The sequence below is a fragment of the Sphingomonas segetis genome, assembly GCF_009720245.1.
GTDB classification, from domain to species: Bacteria; Pseudomonadota; Alphaproteobacteria; order Sphingomonadales; family Sphingomonadaceae; genus Sphingomicrobium; species Sphingomicrobium segetis.
Window position 1 is genome coordinate 1 of record NZ_WJSQ01000040.1, and the last position, 18,557, is coordinate 18,557.

The window sequence follows — 18,557 nt, forward strand, 5'->3', positions numbered from 1 at the left end:
AAGCCCTTCCCGCCGCAAAGCCCGCCGACCACGATACCGCAGGCATCGCCGCCGGCGCTCCCCGGCGGATCGACCGCGACCAGCACCCGCCCGAGCGCGTCGCGGTCCGGCATCGCGCACCGCCGCTCCTCGATCAGCTCGCGGGTCCACAGTGCCCCTTCGGCTTCGCCCAGAAGCTCGCCGTCGAGTTCCTGCCGGCCGAGCCGCGTCCCGCCATAATCCGCCGTCATCGCCTCGACGAAGGCGCTCGGCAGATAGGGATTGTCGAACGTCCGGCCGCCGGTCTTCCGGGTCTCGGAATGCTCGAGGATCCGCCGCAGCAATGGCGTCGGTCCCGGGGTCGTCGTCACCACCGCCTGCGGCCGCTCGCCGAGCCGCAGCCCGAGCTGCATATTGTCCCACGCCTCCTTGGGCTTGGCCCATTTCGCAAGCTCGTCGGCCCAGGCGAAATGATGCTGCGGCCCGCGCAGCCGCGCCGGCGAAGCGCCCGAATAAGCGATCGCCAGCGCCCCGCTCGGGAAGCGCAGCTTGCCCGTCGTCGGGCGCCAGCGCAGATGCTCGTGAAGCCGCGCCGAGGCGAGCAGCCCGCTTTCGCCCTCGACCATCACCTTGGCGACCTCGTCGAGACTTGCGCCGATCAGCGCGATCCGGGCCTTCGCGTTCGACCGCGCCTTTTCCAGCACCCATTCCGCGCCGGCCCGCGTCTTCCCGAAGCCGCGCCCGGCCATCAGGAGCCACGTCCGCCACTCGCCGCCAGGCGCGATCTGCCCCGTCAGCGCCTGGCTCTCCCAATCCTCCGCCAGCGCGCGCCGGTCCGTCGCCGAGAGCGAATCCAGCACCCGCGCCCGGTCCGCCGCCTCGTGCCGCGACAGAATCCAGAGCAGCGACCGAATGTCGGTCAACGATCCTCCTCCCCAGTTCGCGGGGAGTGGCGCGAAGCGGTGGAGGGGTCGTCCTTCGCGATCGGGCGGCCTTGTTCGTCGAGCATCCCGAGCGCCCGCATCTTCGCCTCGAGCCGCGCCCGCACCTCGTCCTTGTCGTACGGCTGCGGCAGGATTTCGCCCGGCCGCCGCCCGCGGTTGCGGCGGTAGGATTCGAGGATCGCCAGCGCCACCTTCGGGTCCATGTTCTGGGCCGCCCTGGCCGCCTTTTCGCTGGCCCGGATCGTGAACGCCTTCTCGGCCCAGCGCACGCTCTGCGCCTCGGCCCGAGCGACGCCCTCGCCGAGCGCCTCGTACCATCCTTCGTTGAAGCGCGGGTCCTTGCGCCGGTGCGCGTAGACCGTGCTCTTCGACACGCCCGCCGCCCGCGCGGCCGCGTTGGCGTTCGCCGTCGCGGCGAAGTGCGCGAGGAAGATCTCCTTGCGCTCGCGGGTGAAGGCGACCCGCTTGGGCTTGGGCTTCGCCTTCTTCGACCCGCGCGGCGCCCGCATCTGCATGCGCCGCTTGTTGCTCCCGCCGATGTCCGATTCGTCCTTGCTCATCCCGAGCGTGAACCAATTCGGTTCCTACATGTCAAGCAGAAAGTGCCTACCTGCCTCGACTCCGCGCGGCTGCGCCCGACCTCCCTTGCTCCGCGCCGTCGCCCGAACCCCTGGTCACTGGCGCGCGCCCGCGCGACCCGCTAGCCCTCGCTCCATGAGCACCAGCGCCGTCACCATCCGCCCCGTCGAAACCAAGCGGGACCGCAAGGCCTTCGTCGACTTCGCCTGGGCCGTCTACGCCGACGATCCGCACTGGGTCCCGCCGCTCAAGGACGAGGTCTACGGCCTCATCGCGCCGGCCAGGAACCCGTGGTTCGAGCATGCCCGCGCGCAGCTCTGGCTCGCGGAGCGCGGCGGCAGGCCCGTCGGCCGAATCAGCGCCCAGGTCGACGACCTCGTCCAGCAGCACATGGGCGCCGGCACCGGCCAGTGGGGCATGTTCGAGGCGCTCGACGGCGAAGGCGCGGCGGCCCTCATCGCCGCCGCCGAGGACTGGCTCCGCGCCCAGGGCATGACCCGCGCGCTCGGCCCGATCAGCCTCTCCATCTGGGACGAGCCCGGCCTCGAGATCGAGGGCTTCGAAGAAGACCCGACCGCGATGATGGGCCACCACCGCCCCGAATACCGCGCCTGGATCGAGGCCGCCGGCTACGCCAAGGCCAAGGACCTCCTCACCTACGAAGTCGACATCGCCCATTGGAACGATCCGAAGATCGACCGCCTGATCGCGGCCGGCGACCGCAACCCGCACATCCGCATCCGCACGGTCGACAAGAGCCGGTTCGACGAGGAAGCGCGGATCATCCTCAACCTGCTCAACGACGCCTGGTCGGACAATTGGGGCTACGTCCCCCTGACCGAGGCCGAGATCGCCTACGCCGGCAAGAAATTGAAGCCGATCATCTACGAGGAGCTGGTGCGCATCGCCGAGCTCGACGGCGAGCCGGTCGCGTTCATGATCACCATCCCCGACATCAACGAGCTGATCAAGGACCTCGACGGACGGCTGTTCCCGTTCGGCTTCGTCAAGCTCCTCTGGCGGCTGCGCAAGCCGAGGGTGAAGCGCGCCCGGGTGCCGCTGATGGGCGTCGCGAAAAAGCTCCACCACACGCGCATGGCGAGCATGCTCGCCTTCATGCTGATCGAATACACCCGCCGCGACTGCGTCGGGAAGTTCGGCATCGGCACCGGCGAGTTCGGCTGGATCCTCGAAGACAACAAGGGAATGCTCTCGATCGCCGAGCTGCCGGGGGCGCGGGTGAATCATCGGTATAGGATATACGAACGCGAGCTCCGCCGAGCATAAGCGCGCCGGCGCGTGAGCGCCGCCGTGCTTATGTCGAAAGACGGAGCCGCGCGGCCGGCGGGGCGCGAAGCCTAAGCTGAGCGAGCCCGTCCGACGAGTCACGCGGATTTACTCCGCGTGACCCTCTCCTTGCTGTCGCTAACCTAAGCTCCTCCCTGCGAGCGCAGCTCGTGGGCGGAGCGGGTTCAAGGCTCCAGCGAACGGAATCGATCGCTGGAATACCCGCGGAGGGAGGGGAACCATTGAACGAAGTTCAATGGTGGAGGGGTCCCGCGCGGGACATACCTCCCCCATTCTCAGCCCCTCTCCCCCTAGCGGGAGAGGGAGGGACCCGCTGCGCAGCAGCGGAAGGGTGAGGGGTGTGCCCCGGCTTGCCGAAGTCCTTGAATAGTGAATGCGGATCGCTGGCGCGCATAAGTTGAACCAGATCGTCGACCACATACTCCAGGCGCTTCGGCAAGTCGCCCGCGACGTAGCGAAAGAGGCCCTTCAGGAACGGATTCGACGCAGGCAAATCCTCCATCGCTTCCTGCCGGCTGAAGGTGCTCAGGTCCGTGTCGTGGAATCGCGCAGCAAACATGCCGTACGTGATTGTCTCAGCGTACAGGTCCGCGAATTCATCTGGTGTGAGATGCGGAAGCAGGTTCGCCTTGAAGCTCTTGTATTGGCCGCCGAGACCGGACCTGAACTCTCGATCCTCCTTAAGCGCGATCTCCAGCTCGTCTTTGATGATCGCTGCCTTGGCGGCCATCATGTCCGCCAGCTTGGCAGCGGAGCGGATGCTGATCGGTTTCTGCTCGGCGAACAGCTTTAGCTGCCGTTCCAATTCGCCGAACCGGTCGGGGTTCGGCTGCAGGCCCATCAGGAAATCGGCAATCGAAACGAAATGGACGGGCTCGCCGTCGCGGATGAATTCGAAATCGACGCCGTTGGTGTAGATCAGGTTCGGGTAAGCGGCTTCGTATCGTTTCCGCTGCTCCTTCGAATAGCCTTTGAGCTTGATGACATCCTTGTCGATGTCCTTCGCTTCGACCCAGCCGAAAGGCACGTCTCCGCGCTGGAACATGAAGTCGGGCATTCCGCCTTCGGACTTCTTCGGTTCGTTAATGACGGTGAGCTTCGGGTCGATGCTCTCGAAGAGTGCGTGCAACGCAGGGCGATAGCTGTGCTCGGTGGCGTGCCCGCTCTCGAACTGGGTGCGGACTTGCTCGAGATACTGACCGATGTTCACGCCGTCCCCTTCCCCGAGCGCCCCCACCTTGCCGCCCAATCACGCCGTTGGAAAGGCCACCAACCCCTCCGCGCCTTCGCGCCTTCGCGTGAACAACTTCTTCTTCGCGCCTTCGCGCCTTCGCGTGAACAACCATCCCTCTCCCCTCGGGGGAGAGGGCGACTCACGCGCAGCGTGAGCGGGGTGAGGGGCCGTCACGCGAGTGAATCGCGTGACGTCGGACCTGTCGCGCTGTGCGCGCAGGCCGTCCGGCTGTCGCAGTCTCTTCGCCTAAGCGCGGTCGCTGCGCTACGCTCTGCTTACGCTCGGCTGCTCCAACTCCACCCACGTCGGCGCATGGTCCGACGCTTTCTCCTCGCCCCGCGCCCAGCGGTCGACGTCCGCCGCGACCAGCCGGTCGGCCGCCTCGGGCGAGCACAGCAGGTGGTCGAGCCGGAACCCCATGTCGCGTTGCCAGCAGCCGGCGGTGTAGTCCCAGAAGGTGTAGAGCTTCTCCTCCTTCGGGTGCAGCGCGCGCAGCGCGTCGGTCCAGCCCTGGTGGACGATCCGCCGCCACCATTGCCGCGCCTCGGGCTGCATCACCGCGTCCTTCGCGGTCGCCCTCGCCGAGAAGACGTCGCGGTCTTCGGGGACCACGTTCCAGTCGCCGGTGAGCACCACCGGCCGCTCGTCCTCGAGCAGCTCCGCCGCGTGCGCGTGCAGCCGCTCCATCCAGCGGATCTTGTAGTCGAATTTTTCGGTGCCGACGGGGTTGCCGTTGGGCAAATAGAGCGAGCCGACGACCACGCCTTTCGCCTCGGCCTCGATGTAGCGGCTGTGGCTGTCGTCGGGGTCGCCGGGCAGGCCGACGCGCCTGAGCTCGGGCGTGTCCCCGCGGGCGAGGATGGCGACTCCGTTGAAGCCCTTCTGCCCGTGCCACACGGCGCCGTAGCCGGCCGCCTCGATGTCGCCGATCGGCAGCGACTCGTCGGCGCACTTGAGCTCCTGCAGGGCGACGACGTCGGGCTTCTCGCGCTCGAGCCATTCGAGCAGCCGCGGCAGGCGCGCGCGGATGCCGTTCAGGTTGTAGGTGGCGATTTTCACGAGGAGCCGCTTAGCAACTCCTCCCCGGAACGGGGAGGGGGACCGTCCGCCGCAGCTTTAGCGAAGGCGGATGGTGGAGGGGGCCCACCGCCCCTCTAGACGCTGAAGCTGCTTCCGCAGCCGCAGCCGGACTGGGCGTTGGGGTTGGTGACCTTGAACGCCGCTCCGTTCAGGTCCTCGACGAAATCGACCGCGGAGCCGCGCACGAGGTCGAGGCTCATCGGGTCGACGACCAGCTTGACGCCATCCGTCTCCGCGACCGTGTCGTCGCTTTCCGCGGCGTCGGCGAGCTCGAACTTGTAGGTGAACCCTGCGCAGCCGCCGCCGTCGACCGCGAGGCGCAGGATGGCGGGCTTCGCCTGGCGCTCGGCGATCCACGCGACGCGCTTGGCCGCACTGTCGGTAAGGCTGATCTCGCTCACTTGGCGGAGATAGGAAGCGCTAGCCCGAGCGGCAAGCAAGCGGCGATTAGTGCTGCCCGCCCGAGGGCCCGCCGATCGCGTCCATCGAAGCGGCGTTCACCTTCTTCTGCATGGCGAGGACGTAATCGGTCGACTTCATGAACGGGATGGGGTTCACGGGGCGGCCGTCGATCCGCACTTCGTAATGCAGGTGATTGCCGGTGGAGCGGCCGGTAGAGCCCATGCGGCCGATCTGCTGGCCGCGGGTGACATGGTCGCCGGCCTCGACGAGGATCGCCGACATGTGGCCGTAGCGGGTGGTGATGCCGCGGCCGTGGTCGAGCTCGACCAGATTGCCGTAGCCGCCGCTGTTCCAGCCCGCGCGCACCACGGTGCCGTCGGCCGTGGCGTAGATCGGGGTGCCATAAGCGCCCGCGAGATCAATGCCGGGGTGCATTGCTGCGCCGGCGTGGAACGGATCGGAGCGGACGCCATACCCGCTGGTGAAGGTGACGCTGGCCTTGATCGGCTTGTCGGACGGGACGGCGATTACGTCATCCTGCAGCTGGTCGAGCTTCTTCCAGCTCTTGAACAGCGCCTTGAACGTTGGGTTGCCGATGCTTTCGAACGGACCGCCGACGCCGGCCGAGCGGCCGGCCGCTGCCGGCTTGATGCCGAGACGCTCGAGCTCGGCGGCGGTAACCTGATAGCGGACGTCGAGGGCTTTCGCGACGAGCGCCGCCTGCTGGAGCTGGTGCTGCTCGACTCGAGCGAGCGCGCCGTCCTTGGCGAGGCGGCCACTAGGTGCAGCGGCAGCGATCATCTGGGCGTCGATCGTCTGACCCGTGAGCGCTGCTTCGATCAGCGCCTGGCGCTGCTCGAGAAGCCTGGCCCGCGCTTCGGTCGTCGCCGAGACTGCAAGATGGGGCCGCGTGACCAGCCGGGCGGTCGCATAGGCGGCCCAGGCGACAAGGCCGAGAAGAACGACGAATAGGGCAGCCTGGACGGGAGCGGAAATACGGAAGCGACGGAGCTTCTTGCCGTCGTGAATGAAGAGGTCGCGGTCGCGGAACAATCCCGTCGTGCCGGCCAATACTTGGGTCATCAGGTCCCCGCTCCAAAGCTCCAGGCACGCGCACCGAAGCGCGCCGCGCCGTTCCATCCAATTGCAGGAGCTCCCCAGCCCCAAGCCGTTGCGCGTTGCCCCCGCGCATCGACGAAGGTGACACTGCTTCCGGATGGTTAACGAATTCAACCTCGATCCTGCCCCGCCGGGATGAGCCGCTGAGTAACTGCGGTGAACCGTTCAACTCTGCTGCCTCGCGTCCGGATTCGAGCAAAATCAAGCTCTTGTGCAGTGCAACATAAGGCTCCGAACGATTCGCAGGTGAAATCTTCGGAGCGCCGGTTGCCATCGCTTGGTCAGTCGCTACACCGGTCGACGGGCCACGCCGTCCCAACGCGGCGCGAGCTCTCTGCGAGGAGAGTGACATTGACCGATACGATTGCCGCCGGCGCCCCCGTGCGCTCGGCGAAGCCTCATTCCAGACCCCACCGCCCCAACTTCTCGTCTGGCCCATGCGCGAAGCCGCCGGGCTGGGCGCCTGACAAGCTCGATACGTCGGCACTCGGGCGCTCGCACCGCGGAACGATCGGCAAGGCGAAGCTGGCGCAAGCGATCGAGCGCACGCACGCGCTGCTGAAGCTTCCTGCCGACTATCGGCTCGGTATCGTTCCGGCGTCGGATACGGGCGCCATGGAGATGGCGATCTGGTCGCTGCTGGGTCCGCGCCGTGTGACGATGCTTGCCTGGGAGAGCTTCGGCGCCGGCTGGGTCACCGACGTCGCCAAGCAGCTCAAACTCGACGCCGATATCCGCACTGCCGATTACGGGGAGATCGCCGACCTCAGCGGGATCGACGCGGGTAGCGATGTCGTCTTCACCTGGAACGGGACGACGAGCGGCGTCCGGGTGCCGGATGCCGGCTGGATCGCCGATGACCGCACCGGACTGTCACTTTGCGATGCAACATCGGCCGCGTTTGCCCAGGGCATCGACTGGACGAAAATCGATGTCGGCACCTTCAGCTGGCAGAAGGCGCTCGGCGGCGAGGCGGCGCACGGGATGCTCGTGCTCTCCCCGCGCGCCGTCGAGCTACTCGAGCGCGAACCCGCGCCGCGGCCGCTGCCCAAGATCTTCCGCCTGACGAAAGGCGGCAAGCTGATCGAGGGTATTTTCAAGGGCGAGACGATCAACACGCCCTCGATGCTCGCGGTCGAAGACTGGCTCTTCTGCCTCGACTGGGCGGAGCGTGTGGGCGGGCTCGAAGCGCTGATAAGACGCGCCGACTCCAATGCCGCCGCGCTCGACCGCTGGGTGCAATCGGCGGACTGGATCGAGCATCTCGCAATCGATCGTGCAACCCGCTCCAACACCTCGGTGTGCCTGCAGTTCGCCGACCGTTCCGACGAAGAGGCGAATAAGGCGCGGCAGAAAGCGATCGTGAAGCTGCTCGAAAGCGAGGAGGCTGCATATGACATCGGCGCCTACCGCGATGCACCGCCAGGCTTGCGCATCTGGTGTGGGGCTACCGTAGAGACGAGTGACGTCGAAACGCTAGGGCCGTGGCTCGACTGGGCGTGGGAGATGACTCACCCCTAATCGTCATCCCCGCAAGCGGGGACCCAGCAAACGAACAACAACTAGGTTCCCGCTTTCGCGGGAATGACGAAAAGGAACGCAATGACCGAACAAGTCAAAGTCCTCATCGCTGACACGATGGACACGCGAGCCGCCGCAATCTTTCGCGAGCGCGGCATTGCGGTCGATGAAAAACCCGGCCTCACGCCCGACGAGCTGAAAGCGGTCATCGGCAATTACGACGGAGTCGCGGTCCGCAGCTCGACGAAGATCAACGCCGCCGCGATGGACGCGGCGCTTCCACGGCTGAAGGTGATCGGGCGCGCGGGGATCGGTGTCGACACGATCGACGTGCCCGCCGCTTCGGCGCGCGGGATCGTCGTCATGAACACGCCGTTCGGCAATTCGATCACCACCGCCGAGCATGCGATCGCGATGCTGTTCGCGCTCGCCCGCGAGATCCCGCAGGCCGACCAGTCCACCCAGTCGGGCAAGTGGGAGAAGAACCGCTTCATGGGGGTCGAGCTCGCCGGCAAGACATTGGGCCTGATCGGCTGCGGCAATATCGGGTCGATCGTCGCCGACCGCGCGCACGGCCTCAAAATGAAGGTCGTCGCCTACGATCCCTTCCTGTCGCCCGAACGCGCGCTGGAGCTCGGAGTCGAGAAGGTCGAGCTCGACGAACTGTTGCCACGCGCCGACTTCATCACGCTCCACACGCCGCTCACCGACCAGACCCGCGGAATCCTCAGCCGCGATGCGCTGGCGAAGACCAAACCGGGCGTGCGCATCGTCAATTGCGCGCGCGGCGGGCTGATCGACGAGGCGGCGCTCAAGGATGGGCTAGAAAGCGGCCATGTCGCCGGCGCAGCGCTCGACGTCTTCGCGGTCGAGCCCGCGCGGGACTGCTCGCTGTTCGGCACGCGCGGGCTGATCTGCACGCCGCACCTCGGCGCATCGACCACCGAGGCGCAGGTCAATGTCGCGATCCAGGTCGCCGAGCAGATGGCCGACTTCCTGCTGCTCGGCGGGATCACCAACGCCGTCAACGTGCCCTCGCTGTCCGCTGAAGAGGCGCCGCGCCTTAGGCCCTACATGGCCCTTGCCGAGAAGCTGGGGCGACTCATCGGCCAGATCGCCGGCACCGAGATCCGCTCGATTGACGTCGAGGTGGCAGGCGCAGCCGCCGAGCTCAACATCAAACCGATCACGGGCGCTGTCCTCGCGGGCGTCATTCGCACCTGGTCGGACACGGTGAACATGGTCAACGCGCCCTATCTGGCGAAAGAACGCGGAATCTCGGTGCGCGAAATTCGGGACGAAGGCGAAGGCGATTATCACACGCTCGTCGCCGTGACCGTCGGCACTGAGCATGGGAGCAAGCGCGTCGAAGGCACATTGTTCGGCAACCGCGCACCGCGGCTCGTGAAGATTTTCGGAATCCCGGTGGAGGCGGAGCTGACCGGGCAGATGATCTACATCGTCAACGACGACCAGCCGGGCTTCATCGGCGCGCTCGGCACCAGGCTCGGCGAGAGCGGGATCAACATCGCCACGTTCAATCTCGGCCGCCGCAAGGAAGCCGGCGAAGCCGTCGCGCTGGTCGCGGTCGACGACCCGATCACGGCCGACGTCGCGCGGCAGCTGCACGCGCTTCCCGGCGTCCGCGAGGTCGTTCCGCTGGGCTTCTGATGGGGTCGCAAAGAGAAGCGCTGGCGCGGACTTTCGGCTGGGTGTCCGTCCGCCGTTCGCTCATTGTAGCGCTGGTGATCGGCACGGTGCTCAATGCGATCAACCAGGGACCGGAGATGCTTTCCGGGAATTGGCCGAACTGGTGGAAGCTGGTGCTGACCTATTTCGTGCCGTTCGCGGTCGCCAGCTACGGCAGCTACGCCGCGTTTCGCAGCTCGGAATCGTAGAAAGGGCGCTCCGGGAAGGAGCGCCCCTGGATCCACCCACCTGCGTGCGAGTGGGTGGGTCTGACCTTAGTTGGTGCTGTTGCCGTCGGCGTCGGCGCTGTTGCGAACCGCGTCGGCGTCCTGCTCGCCCTCGTTGCGGACCTGATCGGCGGTATTCTCGGCATTCGCCTGCATGTTGTCTGTCACGTTTTCGGTATTCGCCTCGATCATGTCGGCGCTGTTCTCGGCGTTCGCCTCGATATTGTCGGCGGCCTGCTCCTGCGGGCTGTTGTTGCACGCCGCGAGGCTGCCGAGCCCGAGCGCAATCGCCAATGCCATGGTCGTCTTCATTTGCTTTCCCCTATGTTGTTCATGATTACGCGCCAAGGCGCAACGGAACAGCAATACGCCCAAATGGCCCATTCTGTTCCGCCTGCTCAACGAGGGCAGCATCCGCGGTTCAGTTCTAGCCGTTCAGCGGCGCCTCGATCGAGCACTCCAGACCCTTGGGATTGAACTCCAGCGTGACGGTCCCGCCGAGTTCGGACGCGAGCACGCGCCGGATCATCCGAGTTCCGAAGCCTTCGCGCTCCGGCTGCTTCACCGGCGGGCCGCCGCTTTCGCGCCATTCGATGTGCAGCACCGGCTGCGAGTGCGTGACCGCCCATGACAGCTCGACGCGGCCGCGACGCGACGACAATGCGCCATATTTCGCAGCGTTCGTCGCCAGCTCGTGCAGCGCCATTGCGAGGTTCACCGCGGTTTGCGGCGGTACCCGCGCGTCGTCGTCGCCGGTGAGGCGGATCTGGGCGTCCGCGCCGCTGTAGTGCGGCTGGAGCACTTCGCACGCGATCTCGCGGATCGCCGCGGCTTCCCAGCTCCGCCGAGTCAGGATGGTGTGCGCAGCGGCGAGGGCGGAGAGGCGGCCCGAAAATCTCTCCGCCGCGCCGGCGCACTCGACCTTGCTGAACGTCTGGTGCGCGACCGCCTGGACGATCGCCAGCATGTTCTTCACGCGATGGTTGAGCTCCGCGATGAGTATTTGCTGGTGCCGTTCGGCAGCCTTTCGCTCGGTGATGTCCTGGATTGTCCCGGCATAACGGACGGCCTGCTTTGCATCGCCCTCCCCTTCGAACACCGATTCGCCGTGGGCGAGCGCCCAGCAAATTCCGCCGTCGGGACGGACGATTCGATATTCGTAGCTGCTGCGATCGCGGACCCTCGGATCGATCGCCCGCTCGAGCTGGGCGAGCGTGTTCGGAAGGTCGTCCGGGTGGGTCGCATCGCGGACCATCTCGAACGTCACCGGCTGGTTGGGCGGAAAGCCGTAAATCTGCTTCGCCCGTTCGTCGTAGACCATCTCGCCGGTGACAAGGTCGTAATCCCACACGCCCTGTTGAGCAGCCGACAGCGCGATCTCGAGCCGGCGCTGCATCTGCTGCTCGCGCCGTCGCGCCGCGCGATCCGCGGAAAGGTCCTGGACGAACGCCACCAGCTTGTCGGGCTCGTTGTCGACCTTGCTGACCATCACCCGCACCGGCACGCGCGAGCGGTCCGGGCGAAGATATTCCTTTTCGAACGGGTCGGAATGACCGCGCTCGCGGAATTGCTGCAGCGCGCGCTCGTCCAGGTGGCGGTATTCCGGCGGGGTCAACTCGACCCAGATCCGCGGTATGCCTTCCACTTCCTCGCGCGTGCGGCCGAGGATCTCGAGCATCCTTCCGTTGGTGGCGGCGATGGTGAGCGTGGCGATGTCGCCGACGGCGATCCCCGCGACGGGCGATTCGAACAGCGCCCGATAAAAGGAGTCCTGAAGCCGATGCGGCACGCCTGCATCCCCTGTGCGCCGCCATTCTTAACCGCCGATCAGAAGACGCGCCAGTCACCGCCGACAGGGGAAGTCAACGGCTGCGCCCAGGGCGCGAGCCGATTGACCGGGACGTTCGGGAAAACGGTTTATGCGGTCCGGCTATCCTCGGGCTAAGGTCGGAGCCGCCTGTCACGATCGTTGGCGGCAGCTTCCACCTTGATCGGGAACGCACAGTCTGCCGCTCGGCGATGCACATTGCGTCCGCGGGCAACACCTATGAACGAGAAGCCCCGTTCTCCTGTCGGGAGCAACGCAGTGGATTCGGACGGTCGCGCTGCGCGCATGGCCGAGCTGAAATACCTGCCCGTGACGATGTTCCCGAGCCAGGTCCAAAAGAGCCTGAATTGCCCCGTCGGCTCGTTCGCGCCGTGGAAGGACGAACCATGATAGTCGATCCCTCGACCCTGCTTCATGTCCGATCTCCTTCCGCCGCGAAGCGTCGGCCGCCCGCAGGTGTCTCCGCCTATCCTGTGTTGCTCGAGGTGAGGCAAACGAATATGTTTCAGCGTTCATATTAGAAGATTTGCACCAAATGGATATCACGGCGGCTCGTACATTCCTGGAGATCGTAAAGACGGGCAGCTTCGTCCGCGCGGCCAAGAACCTCAACATCACGCAGACCGCGGTCAGCGCGCGGGTACGGGTGCTTGAGGAGCAACTCGACCGGATATTGTTCATCCGCAACAAGGCCGGAGCAAAGCTGACCCCCGCCGGAGATCAGTTCCTTCGCTATGCGACGACGCTGGTGCAGGTCTGGGAACGCGCGCGCCACGAGGTTGCGATGCCCGCGGGCCGCGGGAACGTGGTGACTGTCGGTGGGGAGCACAGCTTGTGGAACCCTCTGCTCAAGGATTGGCTGATCTGGATGGCAAGCGAGTGCTCCGATGTGGCCGTTCGCGTCCAGATCGACGTCGCGGACCGGCTCATCGACCAGGTGCAGGAGGGCGTGATCGACGTCGCGGCGGTCTATGCGCCGCCGCACCGGACTGGGATCGTCACCGAACTCCTGCTCGACGAATCGCTGGTGGCAGTGACCACGGATTCGAACGGTTCGGATCCACGCGCCGAGGATTTCGTCTATGTCGACTGGGGGGCCGAGTTCCGCACCAGCCACCACAGCGCTTTCCCCGATGCCCCGAGCCCCGCGCTGTCGGTGAACCACGGCCCGCTCGCCCTCGAATATATCGTGGCGGTCGGAGGAGCGGGCTATTTCCGGATGGAGGCGGTGCGACCTCACCTTGAAAGCGGAAGGCTGCGGCTGATCGATAACAAGCCGAGATTCTCCTATTCGATCTATGCCGTTTACTCGGCGAGGGCAGACGAAAGGCTGATGGAGCGAGTCCGCACCGGCCTGAGGGCTGCCGCCGCTTCGCCGCGCAAATGATCCGTCATCGCACTTCAAGAGATTTTGGGGTTATTCTGCAATAATATTCATTTGCCTGGCTGGATATCAGTGCACACATAGACTTCGGGGAGGTTTGTGGAGATTGCCATGCATCCGGCCCCCGAACTGCTCCATGACGAGGATCAGCTGACCGCCCAGCCGGCTTTGCCGGACAGGAGCGTCTTCGGGGACATCCCTACCGCGATCTGGACCGCATTCCTTTCGGCCTGGGCATTGCTGTTCGGGCTGTTCCTGGTGTTTTTCGCAACCGACGGACCGGCGGCGATCGTCGTCGTGACCTCGTGCCTGTTCGCGCTGATGCTGCTCGGGTTGCCCGCGGCGCTCGGAGCGCAGGTGAAATCCACGCCGCGCGCGCGGTCGCGAATCATCGTGACTCGCAATGGTCCCGTCCCGGTGGTCGCCGCCGCCACCCAGATTCTTCTCATTCCCGTTGCCTCGGTGATCGGCGTGATCGCGTTCGTCATTCTCGCGCTGTAGGTTTTCCCGGCTCACCTTCTTCGCCGCCTAGACGCCCGCGGCCCCACCCCCTAGAGCCGCGCCGGCTGCCAAACAGGGACGGTTCCTCGCCAGGGGCCGTGCCTCGGCGATTCGGGAGACAGGCGTGGGAAACGTCACGGTCATCGGCGCCCAGTGGGGCGACGAAGGCAAGGGCAAGATCGTCGACTGGCTGGCGAGCCGCGCCGACATGGTGGTGCGCTTCCAGGGGGGCCATAACGCCGGGCACACGCTCGTCGTCGAGGGCAAGACCTACAAGCTGTCGCTGCTGCCGAGCGGGATCGTGACCGGCACCCCGTCGGTGGTCGGCAACGGCGTCGTGCTCGACCCGTGGGCGCTGAAGAGCGAGGTCGAGCGCATCCGCGATCAGGGCGTTGAAGTCACGCCCGAGCTGCTGATGGTGGCCGACAATTGCCCGCTGATCCTGCCGATCCATCGCGACCTCGATGCCTTGCGCGAGGATGCGTCGGGTGCCGGCAAGATCGGGACCACCCGCCGCGGCATCGGCCCGGCTTACGAGGACAAGGTCGGCCGCCGCGCGATCCGCGTCTGCGACCTCGCCGATCTGGGCGACCTCGACCCGATGCTCGACCGCCTCTGCGCGCACCACGACGCGCTGCGCGCCGGCTTCAACGAGCCGCCTGTCGACCGCCGGCGGCTCAAGAACGACCTCGCGGAGATCGCCGGTTTCGTGCTGCCCTTCGCGCGGCCGGTGTGGCGCGAGATCGACAACGCCCGCCGCAACGGCAAGCGCATCCTGTTCGAGGGCGCGCAGGGGGTGCTGCTCGACGTCGACCACGGCACCTATCCGTTCGTCACCTCGTCCAACACGGTCGCGGGCACCGTCGCATCGGGCAGCGGCACCGGCCCGTCGGCGGCGGGCTTCGTGCTCGGGATCACCAAGGCCTACACGACCCGCGTCGGCTCCGGCCCCTTCCCGACCGAGCAGGACAACGACGTCGGCCAGACGCTCGGGACACGCGGCCGCGAATTCGGCACCGTGACCGGCCGCAAGCGCCGCTGCGGCTGGTTCGATGCGGTGCTGGTGCGCCAGGCGGTCGCGGTCGGCGGAGTGACCGGAATTGCGCTGACCAAGCTCGACGTACTCGACACGCTCGACACGGTGAAGGTGTGCACCGGCTACAAGCTGGACGGGCAGGATCTCGACTATCTCCCGGCTCACGCCGCCGACCAGGCGCGGGTCGAGCCGGTCTTCGAGGAGATCAAGGGCTGGGAAGCCTCGACCGAAGGCGCCCGCAGCTGGGCCGACCTGCCGGCGCGTGCAATCAAATACGTCCGCCGGATCGAGGAGCTGATCCGCTGCCCGGTGGCGCTGGTCAGCACTTCGCCCGAACGCGACGACACCATCCTCGTGCGCGATCCGTTCGCGGGTTAGCGGCGGAGTTCGAAGCGGCCGGGGTTCTCCGGCGCCGCCTCCTCGACCTCGACATCGTCGACCTGCGCGTTCGACGGACCTTGCCGCATCCGCTGGATCATCCGGTCGACGCAATCCTCCTCGCCGCCGAGATGCGCCTCGACCGAGCCGTCCGGGCAATTGCGGATCCAGCCGCTGACCCCGAGCTCGCGCGCCTGGCCTTGCGCCCAGGCGCGGTAGAAAACGCCCTGCACGCGGCCGGTGACGCGGATGTGGCGTGCCACCTCTGCCATCACACGGTCGAGATGTCCGGCGCGTCCTCGGCCTTCATGCCCACGACATTGTAGCCGGCGTCGACGTGGTGGACCTCGCCGGTCACGCCCGAAGCGAGGTCGGACAGCAGGTACATACCGGCGCCGCCGACGTCCTCGATGGTGACATTGCGCCGCAGCGGCGAATTATATTCGTTCCACTTCATGATGTAGCGGAAGTCGCCGATACCGCTCGCCGCAAGCGTCTTGATCGGGCCTGCCGAGATCGCGTTGACCCTGATGCCTTCGGGGCCGAGGTCCATCGCCAGATATTTGACGCTCGTTTCAAGCCCGGCCTTGGCGACGCCCATGACGTTGTAATGGGGAATGACCTTCTCGGCCCCGTAGTAAGTCAGGGTCAGCAGGGCGCCGCCGTTGGTCATCAACCTGCGTGCGCGCTGCGCGACGGCGATGAAGCTGTAGACCGAGATGTTCATGGTCATCAGGAAGTTGTCGATCGAGGTGTCGACGAACTTGCCGCGCAATTCGGTCTTGTCGGAATAGCCGATTGCATGGACCACGAAGTCGATCGTTTCCCACTTCTGGCGGATCTGTTCGAACGTGGCATCGAGCGCATCCATGCTGCTGACGTCGCAGTCGACCAGCAGGTCGGAGCCGAGCTCTGCCGCAAGGGGCCGCACCCGCTTCTCCAGCGCTTCGCCCTGATAGGAAAAAGCGAGCTCGGCGCCCTCGCCGGCGAGCGCCCGCGCAATGCCCCAGGCGAGCGAGCGGTCGTTCGCGAGCCCCATGATCAGCCCCCGCTTGCCGTGCATGAGTCCAGTCAAAGTTGCGGCCCCTCTCTCTGCAGCGCCGGTTCCACGTCCTCGCCGCGCTGCGGTTCCTCGACTTCGAGCTCGTCGCTGTACGGCCCGGCATAGATTTCTCCCTTTAGCGCTGTGGCGCCGCTTTCCGCCAGCGCCGCGTTCAACTCTGCTCCGATCACGACGCCGAGGCCGACGACGAAGAAGAAGATCAGCGCGATCATCACGCCGGCGAGGCTGCCGTAGGTCCGGGTGTAGCCGCCGAGCAGGTCGAGCGCCGGGGGCAGGAGCTCGACGGTTCCCAGCCACCAGGCGGTGATGAACAGGGCGCCGGGCCATTTCCGGCATCCGAGCTTGCGGTAGCGCGACGGGGTGAGCGCATAGAAAAGCCCGTAGAAGGTGAGGAACAGGGTGGCGGCGGGAACGAGCCGGTAGAGACCGAGGCGGTGGCCGATGTTCTGCGCCAGCGGGAAATATTCGATGATGAAATGGTGCGTGATCGTCAGCGCGGCGCTGGCCGCGAACGCGATCATCAAAAGCAGCACCGCTGCCAGGATCAGCAGGATCGAGCCCAGGCGATATTCCCAGAAGGGCGCGGAATATTTGATCCCGTAGGCCCTGCGGAGAATGTCTCGAATGGTTTCGATGAAGCTCGTCGCGGTCCACAGGCCGACGAGGCCGCCGAGCCACAGCAAGGTGCCGGTTCGGACGGTGAGTACTTCCATGATCGGTTCGCGCAGCGTGTCGGCGACGTTTGGCGGAAGCCGGCGAAGCACGTTGGTCACCGTCAGCATCGCATCTTCGCTCTGCCCCAGCAGATGCGCGATGGCCGCAGCGACGATGAAGAAGGGGAAGAGTGCGACGATCGACAGATAGGCAAGATTGCCGGCGTGGATGAAGCCGTCGTTGTAGACTCCGATGGCGATACGCTTGACGACCTCCCAGGCAGTCAGCTGCGGCTTGAGCTTCTCCTCGACTTCGGTCCCAAAGGCCGCACGCATCGTTGCCAGACGCTTGCGCCTTTCCTCCGGCGATAGCGGGGAATGATCTCTCATGAGATGAAGAGCCTAGACCCCAAGGCTCGAGCGCGGGTTGCCGCCGCCGTCCCAGCTTTCGGCGAAACGCTGCAGCTCGGCATCGTTGGCGGGGAGCTGGATTTCGACCGCGACGAGCTGATCGCCGCGCTTGCCGTCCTTCGCGGTGAAGCCACGGCCTTTCAGACGGAGCACCTTGCCCGAGCTGGTGCCCTTCGGGATGGTGACCATCACCGGCCCTTCCGGCGTCGGCACCTTCACCTTGGCGCCCAGCACCGCTTCCTTCAGCGTCACCGGAAGGTCGAGGCGGATGTTGGTTCCCTCGCGCCGGAAGATGCGGTGGGGCGCGATCTCGATGGTCACGATCGCGTCGCCGCGCCCGCCCGGCCCTTCCTGACCCTTGCCGGCGAGGCGGATCTTCGTCCCGTCCTCGAGACCTTGCGGCAGCTTGAGGTCGATCGTCTTGCCGTCCGCGAGCGTGATCCGCTGCGCCTTCAGCGCGACCGCATCTTCGAACGCCACCTTGAGCCGGTAGGCCACGTCCGCGCCTTTCTGCGGCGGCGCGGCGCGCTGTCGGAAGCCGCCGCCTCCGAATGGGCCGCCAGCCCTCCCCCGACCCGCGCCTGCGGCGCCGAACAGCCCTTCGAAAAGGTCGCTGAGGTCCGCCGCGTCGGCGCCGCCGAAATTGAAGTTCTCGAAGCCCTGGGGACCGCCTCCGGAGCGAGGGCCGGCCCCACCCGAATAGCCGCCGCCACCGAACCCGCCGCCGAAGGGCATCTTGGGATTGCCCTCCTCGTCGATCTCGCCGCGGTCGTACCGGGCGCGCTTGTCCTTGTCGGAGAGCAGATCATACGCCGTCGTGACCTCCGCGAAGCGCTTCGCCGCGTCGGGCTTGTCCTTGTTGCGATCCGGGTGAAGCTGCTTGGCGAGGCTGCGATAGGCCTTCTTGATCTCCGCCTCGCTCGCGCCGCGCTTCAGGCCGAGCCGTTGGTAGAGGTCGAGTGCCATTGTCTTCCCATGCCGTAACAGTTCCTTGCTGACCAGATGGGTTCCATCGCCGCTGCTGTTCAAGCGCAAACTGCTCTGCCATGAACGCAATCAGGGGGGCGACATGGGATCGCAGGGACCGACGGCCGATCGGCGGCCGCTGAAGTCGCGGAGCACGGCGTGGGCCGCGGCCGCGGCGCGCGCGGCGCTGGCGAGCGGGATCAACGCCGACGGGGTGTCGATCGTCGGGATCGTCATTTCCCTGGTTGGAGCAGC

General features: G+C 66.3%; 19 protein-coding genes. 7 read left to right on the forward strand and 12 right to left on the reverse strand.

From position 1 onward, the window contains the following. Together GH737_RS05855 and GH737_RS05860 are read right to left on the reverse strand one after the other, a co-directional pair. Positions 1-902, reverse strand: a 902-nt coding sequence (locus GH737_RS05855) for a terminase large subunit domain-containing protein (RefSeq protein WP_230558652.1), incomplete at its 3' end; no start/stop codon positions are given. Further along, positions 899-1,483 carry a hypothetical protein gene (locus GH737_RS05860; protein WP_155263917.1) on the reverse strand — a complete coding sequence of 195 codons (585 nt, stop codon included), beginning with the start codon at positions 1,481-1,483 and terminating at the stop codon, positions 899-901. The genes GH737_RS05855 and GH737_RS05860, both read right to left, overlap by 4 nt. Before the next feature lie 154 nt (positions 1,484-1,637). Here GH737_RS05860 and GH737_RS05865 point away from each other — a divergent pair, with 154 nt between their 5' ends. Further along, positions 1,638-2,789 (forward strand): N-acetyltransferase, encoded by a 1,152-nt coding sequence (locus GH737_RS05865; protein WP_155263918.1) that lies wholly within the window; start codon positions 1,638-1,640, stop codon positions 2,787-2,789. A 253-nt stretch (positions 2,790-3,042) separates the two neighbouring features. Here the strand turns inward: GH737_RS05865 and GH737_RS05870 are convergent, their stop codons facing one another. The 4 genes from GH737_RS05870 to GH737_RS15980 all read right to left on the reverse strand — a co-directional run bounded on the left by GH737_RS05870 (position 3,043) and on the right by GH737_RS15980 (position 6,609). Further along, positions 3,043-4,020, reverse strand: coding sequence for a hypothetical protein (locus tag GH737_RS05870; RefSeq protein ID WP_155263919.1), 978 nt, complete (start codon positions 4,018-4,020; stop codon positions 3,043-3,045). Positions 4,021-4,308: 288 nt separating this feature from the next. Next, the gene (locus GH737_RS05875) at positions 4,309-5,103 is read right to left on the reverse strand and encodes an exodeoxyribonuclease III (protein WP_155263920.1); all 795 of its coding nucleotides are present in this window, start codon (positions 5,101-5,103) and stop codon (positions 4,309-4,311) included. A 95-nt stretch (positions 5,104-5,198) separates the two neighbouring features. Continuing rightward, positions 5,199-5,525 (reverse strand): iron-sulfur cluster insertion protein ErpA, encoded by a 327-nt coding sequence (gene erpA, locus GH737_RS05880; protein WP_155263921.1) that lies wholly within the window; start codon positions 5,523-5,525, stop codon positions 5,199-5,201. 46 nt (positions 5,526-5,571) lie between these two features. Beyond that, entirely contained in the window at positions 5,572-6,609 is a 1,038-nt protein-coding gene (locus GH737_RS15980; protein WP_155263922.1) for a M23 family metallopeptidase, read from the reverse strand. 387 nt (positions 6,610-6,996) lie between these two features. Between GH737_RS15980 and GH737_RS05890 the strand changes: the two genes are divergently transcribed. From GH737_RS05890 to nrtS, 3 genes are all read left to right on the forward strand, one after another. Further along, positions 6,997-8,166, forward strand: coding sequence for a phosphoserine transaminase (locus GH737_RS05890; protein ID WP_230558653.1), 1,170 nt, complete (start codon positions 6,997-6,999; stop codon positions 8,164-8,166). Between the two features lie 81 nt (positions 8,167-8,247). Next, the gene (serA, locus tag GH737_RS05895; RefSeq protein ID WP_155263923.1) at positions 8,248-9,837 is read left to right on the forward strand and encodes a phosphoglycerate dehydrogenase; all 1,590 of its coding nucleotides are present in this window, start codon (positions 8,248-8,250) and stop codon (positions 9,835-9,837) included. Beyond that, on the forward strand, positions 9,837-10,064 hold the full coding sequence (gene nrtS, locus GH737_RS05900; protein ID WP_155263924.1) for a nitrate/nitrite transporter NrtS: 228 nt from the start codon (positions 9,837-9,839) through the stop codon (positions 10,062-10,064). The genes serA and nrtS overlap by 1 nt, the downstream gene beginning before the upstream one ends. Before the next feature lie 66 nt (positions 10,065-10,130). Here the strand turns inward: nrtS and GH737_RS05905 are convergent, their stop codons facing one another. After that, positions 10,131-10,394, reverse strand: a complete 264-nt coding sequence (locus GH737_RS05905) for a hypothetical protein (RefSeq protein ID WP_155263925.1) — start codon at positions 10,392-10,394, stop codon at positions 10,131-10,133. Between the two features lie 115 nt (positions 10,395-10,509). Continuing rightward, complete coding sequence (locus GH737_RS05910; RefSeq protein ID WP_155263926.1) at positions 10,510-11,871, reverse strand: sensor histidine kinase; 1,362 nt, start codon at positions 11,869-11,871, stop codon at positions 10,510-10,512. A 574-nt stretch (positions 11,872-12,445) separates the two neighbouring features. Between GH737_RS05910 and GH737_RS05915 the strand changes: the two genes are divergently transcribed. From GH737_RS05915 to GH737_RS05925, 3 genes are all read left to right on the forward strand, one after another. After that, entirely contained in the window at positions 12,446-13,297 is an 852-nt protein-coding gene (locus GH737_RS05915) for a LysR family transcriptional regulator (protein ID WP_155263927.1), read from the forward strand. Between the two features lie 108 nt (positions 13,298-13,405). After that, on the forward strand, positions 13,406-13,795 hold the full coding sequence (locus GH737_RS05920; RefSeq protein WP_155263928.1) for a hypothetical protein: 390 nt from the start codon (positions 13,406-13,408) through the stop codon (positions 13,793-13,795). Positions 13,796-13,919: 124 nt separating this feature from the next. After that, positions 13,920-15,209 (forward strand): adenylosuccinate synthase, encoded by a 1,290-nt coding sequence (locus tag GH737_RS05925; RefSeq protein WP_155263929.1) that lies wholly within the window; start codon positions 13,920-13,922, stop codon positions 15,207-15,209. Here the strand turns inward: GH737_RS05925 and GH737_RS05930 are convergent. The 4 genes from GH737_RS05930 to GH737_RS05945 form a co-directional block, all read right to left on the reverse strand. Then, positions 15,206-15,481: an acylphosphatase gene (locus GH737_RS05930; protein WP_155263930.1), complete on the reverse strand. Its 276-nt coding sequence runs from the start codon at positions 15,479-15,481 to the stop codon at positions 15,206-15,208. The two genes, GH737_RS05925 and GH737_RS05930, sit on opposite strands and share 4 nt — an antisense overlap. Then, positions 15,481-16,284, reverse strand: a complete 804-nt coding sequence (gene fabI / locus GH737_RS05935) for an enoyl-ACP reductase FabI (protein WP_155263931.1) — start codon at positions 16,282-16,284, stop codon at positions 15,481-15,483. Before fabI ends, GH737_RS05930 begins: the two co-directional genes overlap by 1 nt. After that, entirely contained in the window at positions 16,281-17,261 is a 981-nt protein-coding gene (locus GH737_RS05940) for a YihY/virulence factor BrkB family protein (RefSeq protein ID WP_230558654.1), read from the reverse strand. The genes fabI and GH737_RS05940 overlap by 4 nt, the downstream gene beginning before the upstream one ends. A 66-nt stretch (positions 17,262-17,327) precedes the next feature. After that, positions 17,328-18,302 carry a DnaJ C-terminal domain-containing protein gene (locus GH737_RS05945; RefSeq protein WP_155263933.1) on the reverse strand — a complete coding sequence of 325 codons (975 nt, stop codon included), beginning with the start codon at positions 18,300-18,302 and terminating at the stop codon, positions 17,328-17,330. Positions 18,303-18,557: the final 255 nt, after the last annotated feature.

Coding starts and splice junctions, on each gene's coding strand:
- GH737_RS05860 (WP_155263917.1), bottom strand. CDS start 1,483: ATGAGCAAGGACGAATCGGACATCGGCGGGAGCAACAAGCGGCGCATG.
- GH737_RS05865 (WP_155263918.1), top strand. CDS start 1,638: ATGAGCACCAGCGCCGTCACCATCCGCCCCGTCGAAACCAAGCGGGAC.
- GH737_RS15980 (WP_155263922.1), bottom strand. CDS start 6,609: ATGACCCAAGTATTGGCCGGCACGACGGGATTGTTCCGCGACCGCGAC.
- serA (WP_155263923.1), top strand. CDS start 8,248: ATGACCGAACAAGTCAAAGTCCTCATCGCTGACACGATGGACACGCGA.
- nrtS (WP_155263924.1), top strand. CDS start 9,837: ATGGGGTCGCAAAGAGAAGCGCTGGCGCGGACTTTCGGCTGGGTGTCC.
- GH737_RS05905 (WP_155263925.1), bottom strand. CDS start 10,394: ATGAAGACGACCATGGCATTGGCGATTGCGCTCGGGCTCGGCAGCCTC.
- GH737_RS05915 (WP_155263927.1), top strand. CDS start 12,446: ATGGATATCACGGCGGCTCGTACATTCCTGGAGATCGTAAAGACGGGC.
- GH737_RS05920 (WP_155263928.1), top strand. CDS start 13,406: ATGCATCCGGCCCCCGAACTGCTCCATGACGAGGATCAGCTGACCGCC.
- GH737_RS05930 (WP_155263930.1), bottom strand. CDS start 15,481: ATGGCAGAGGTGGCACGCCACATCCGCGTCACCGGCCGCGTGCAGGGC.
- GH737_RS05940 (WP_230558654.1), bottom strand. CDS start 17,261: ATGCGTGCGGCCTTTGGGACCGAAGTCGAGGAGAAGCTCAAGCCGCAG.
- GH737_RS05945 (WP_155263933.1), bottom strand. CDS start 18,302: ATGGCACTCGACCTCTACCAACGGCTCGGCCTGAAGCGCGGCGCGAGC.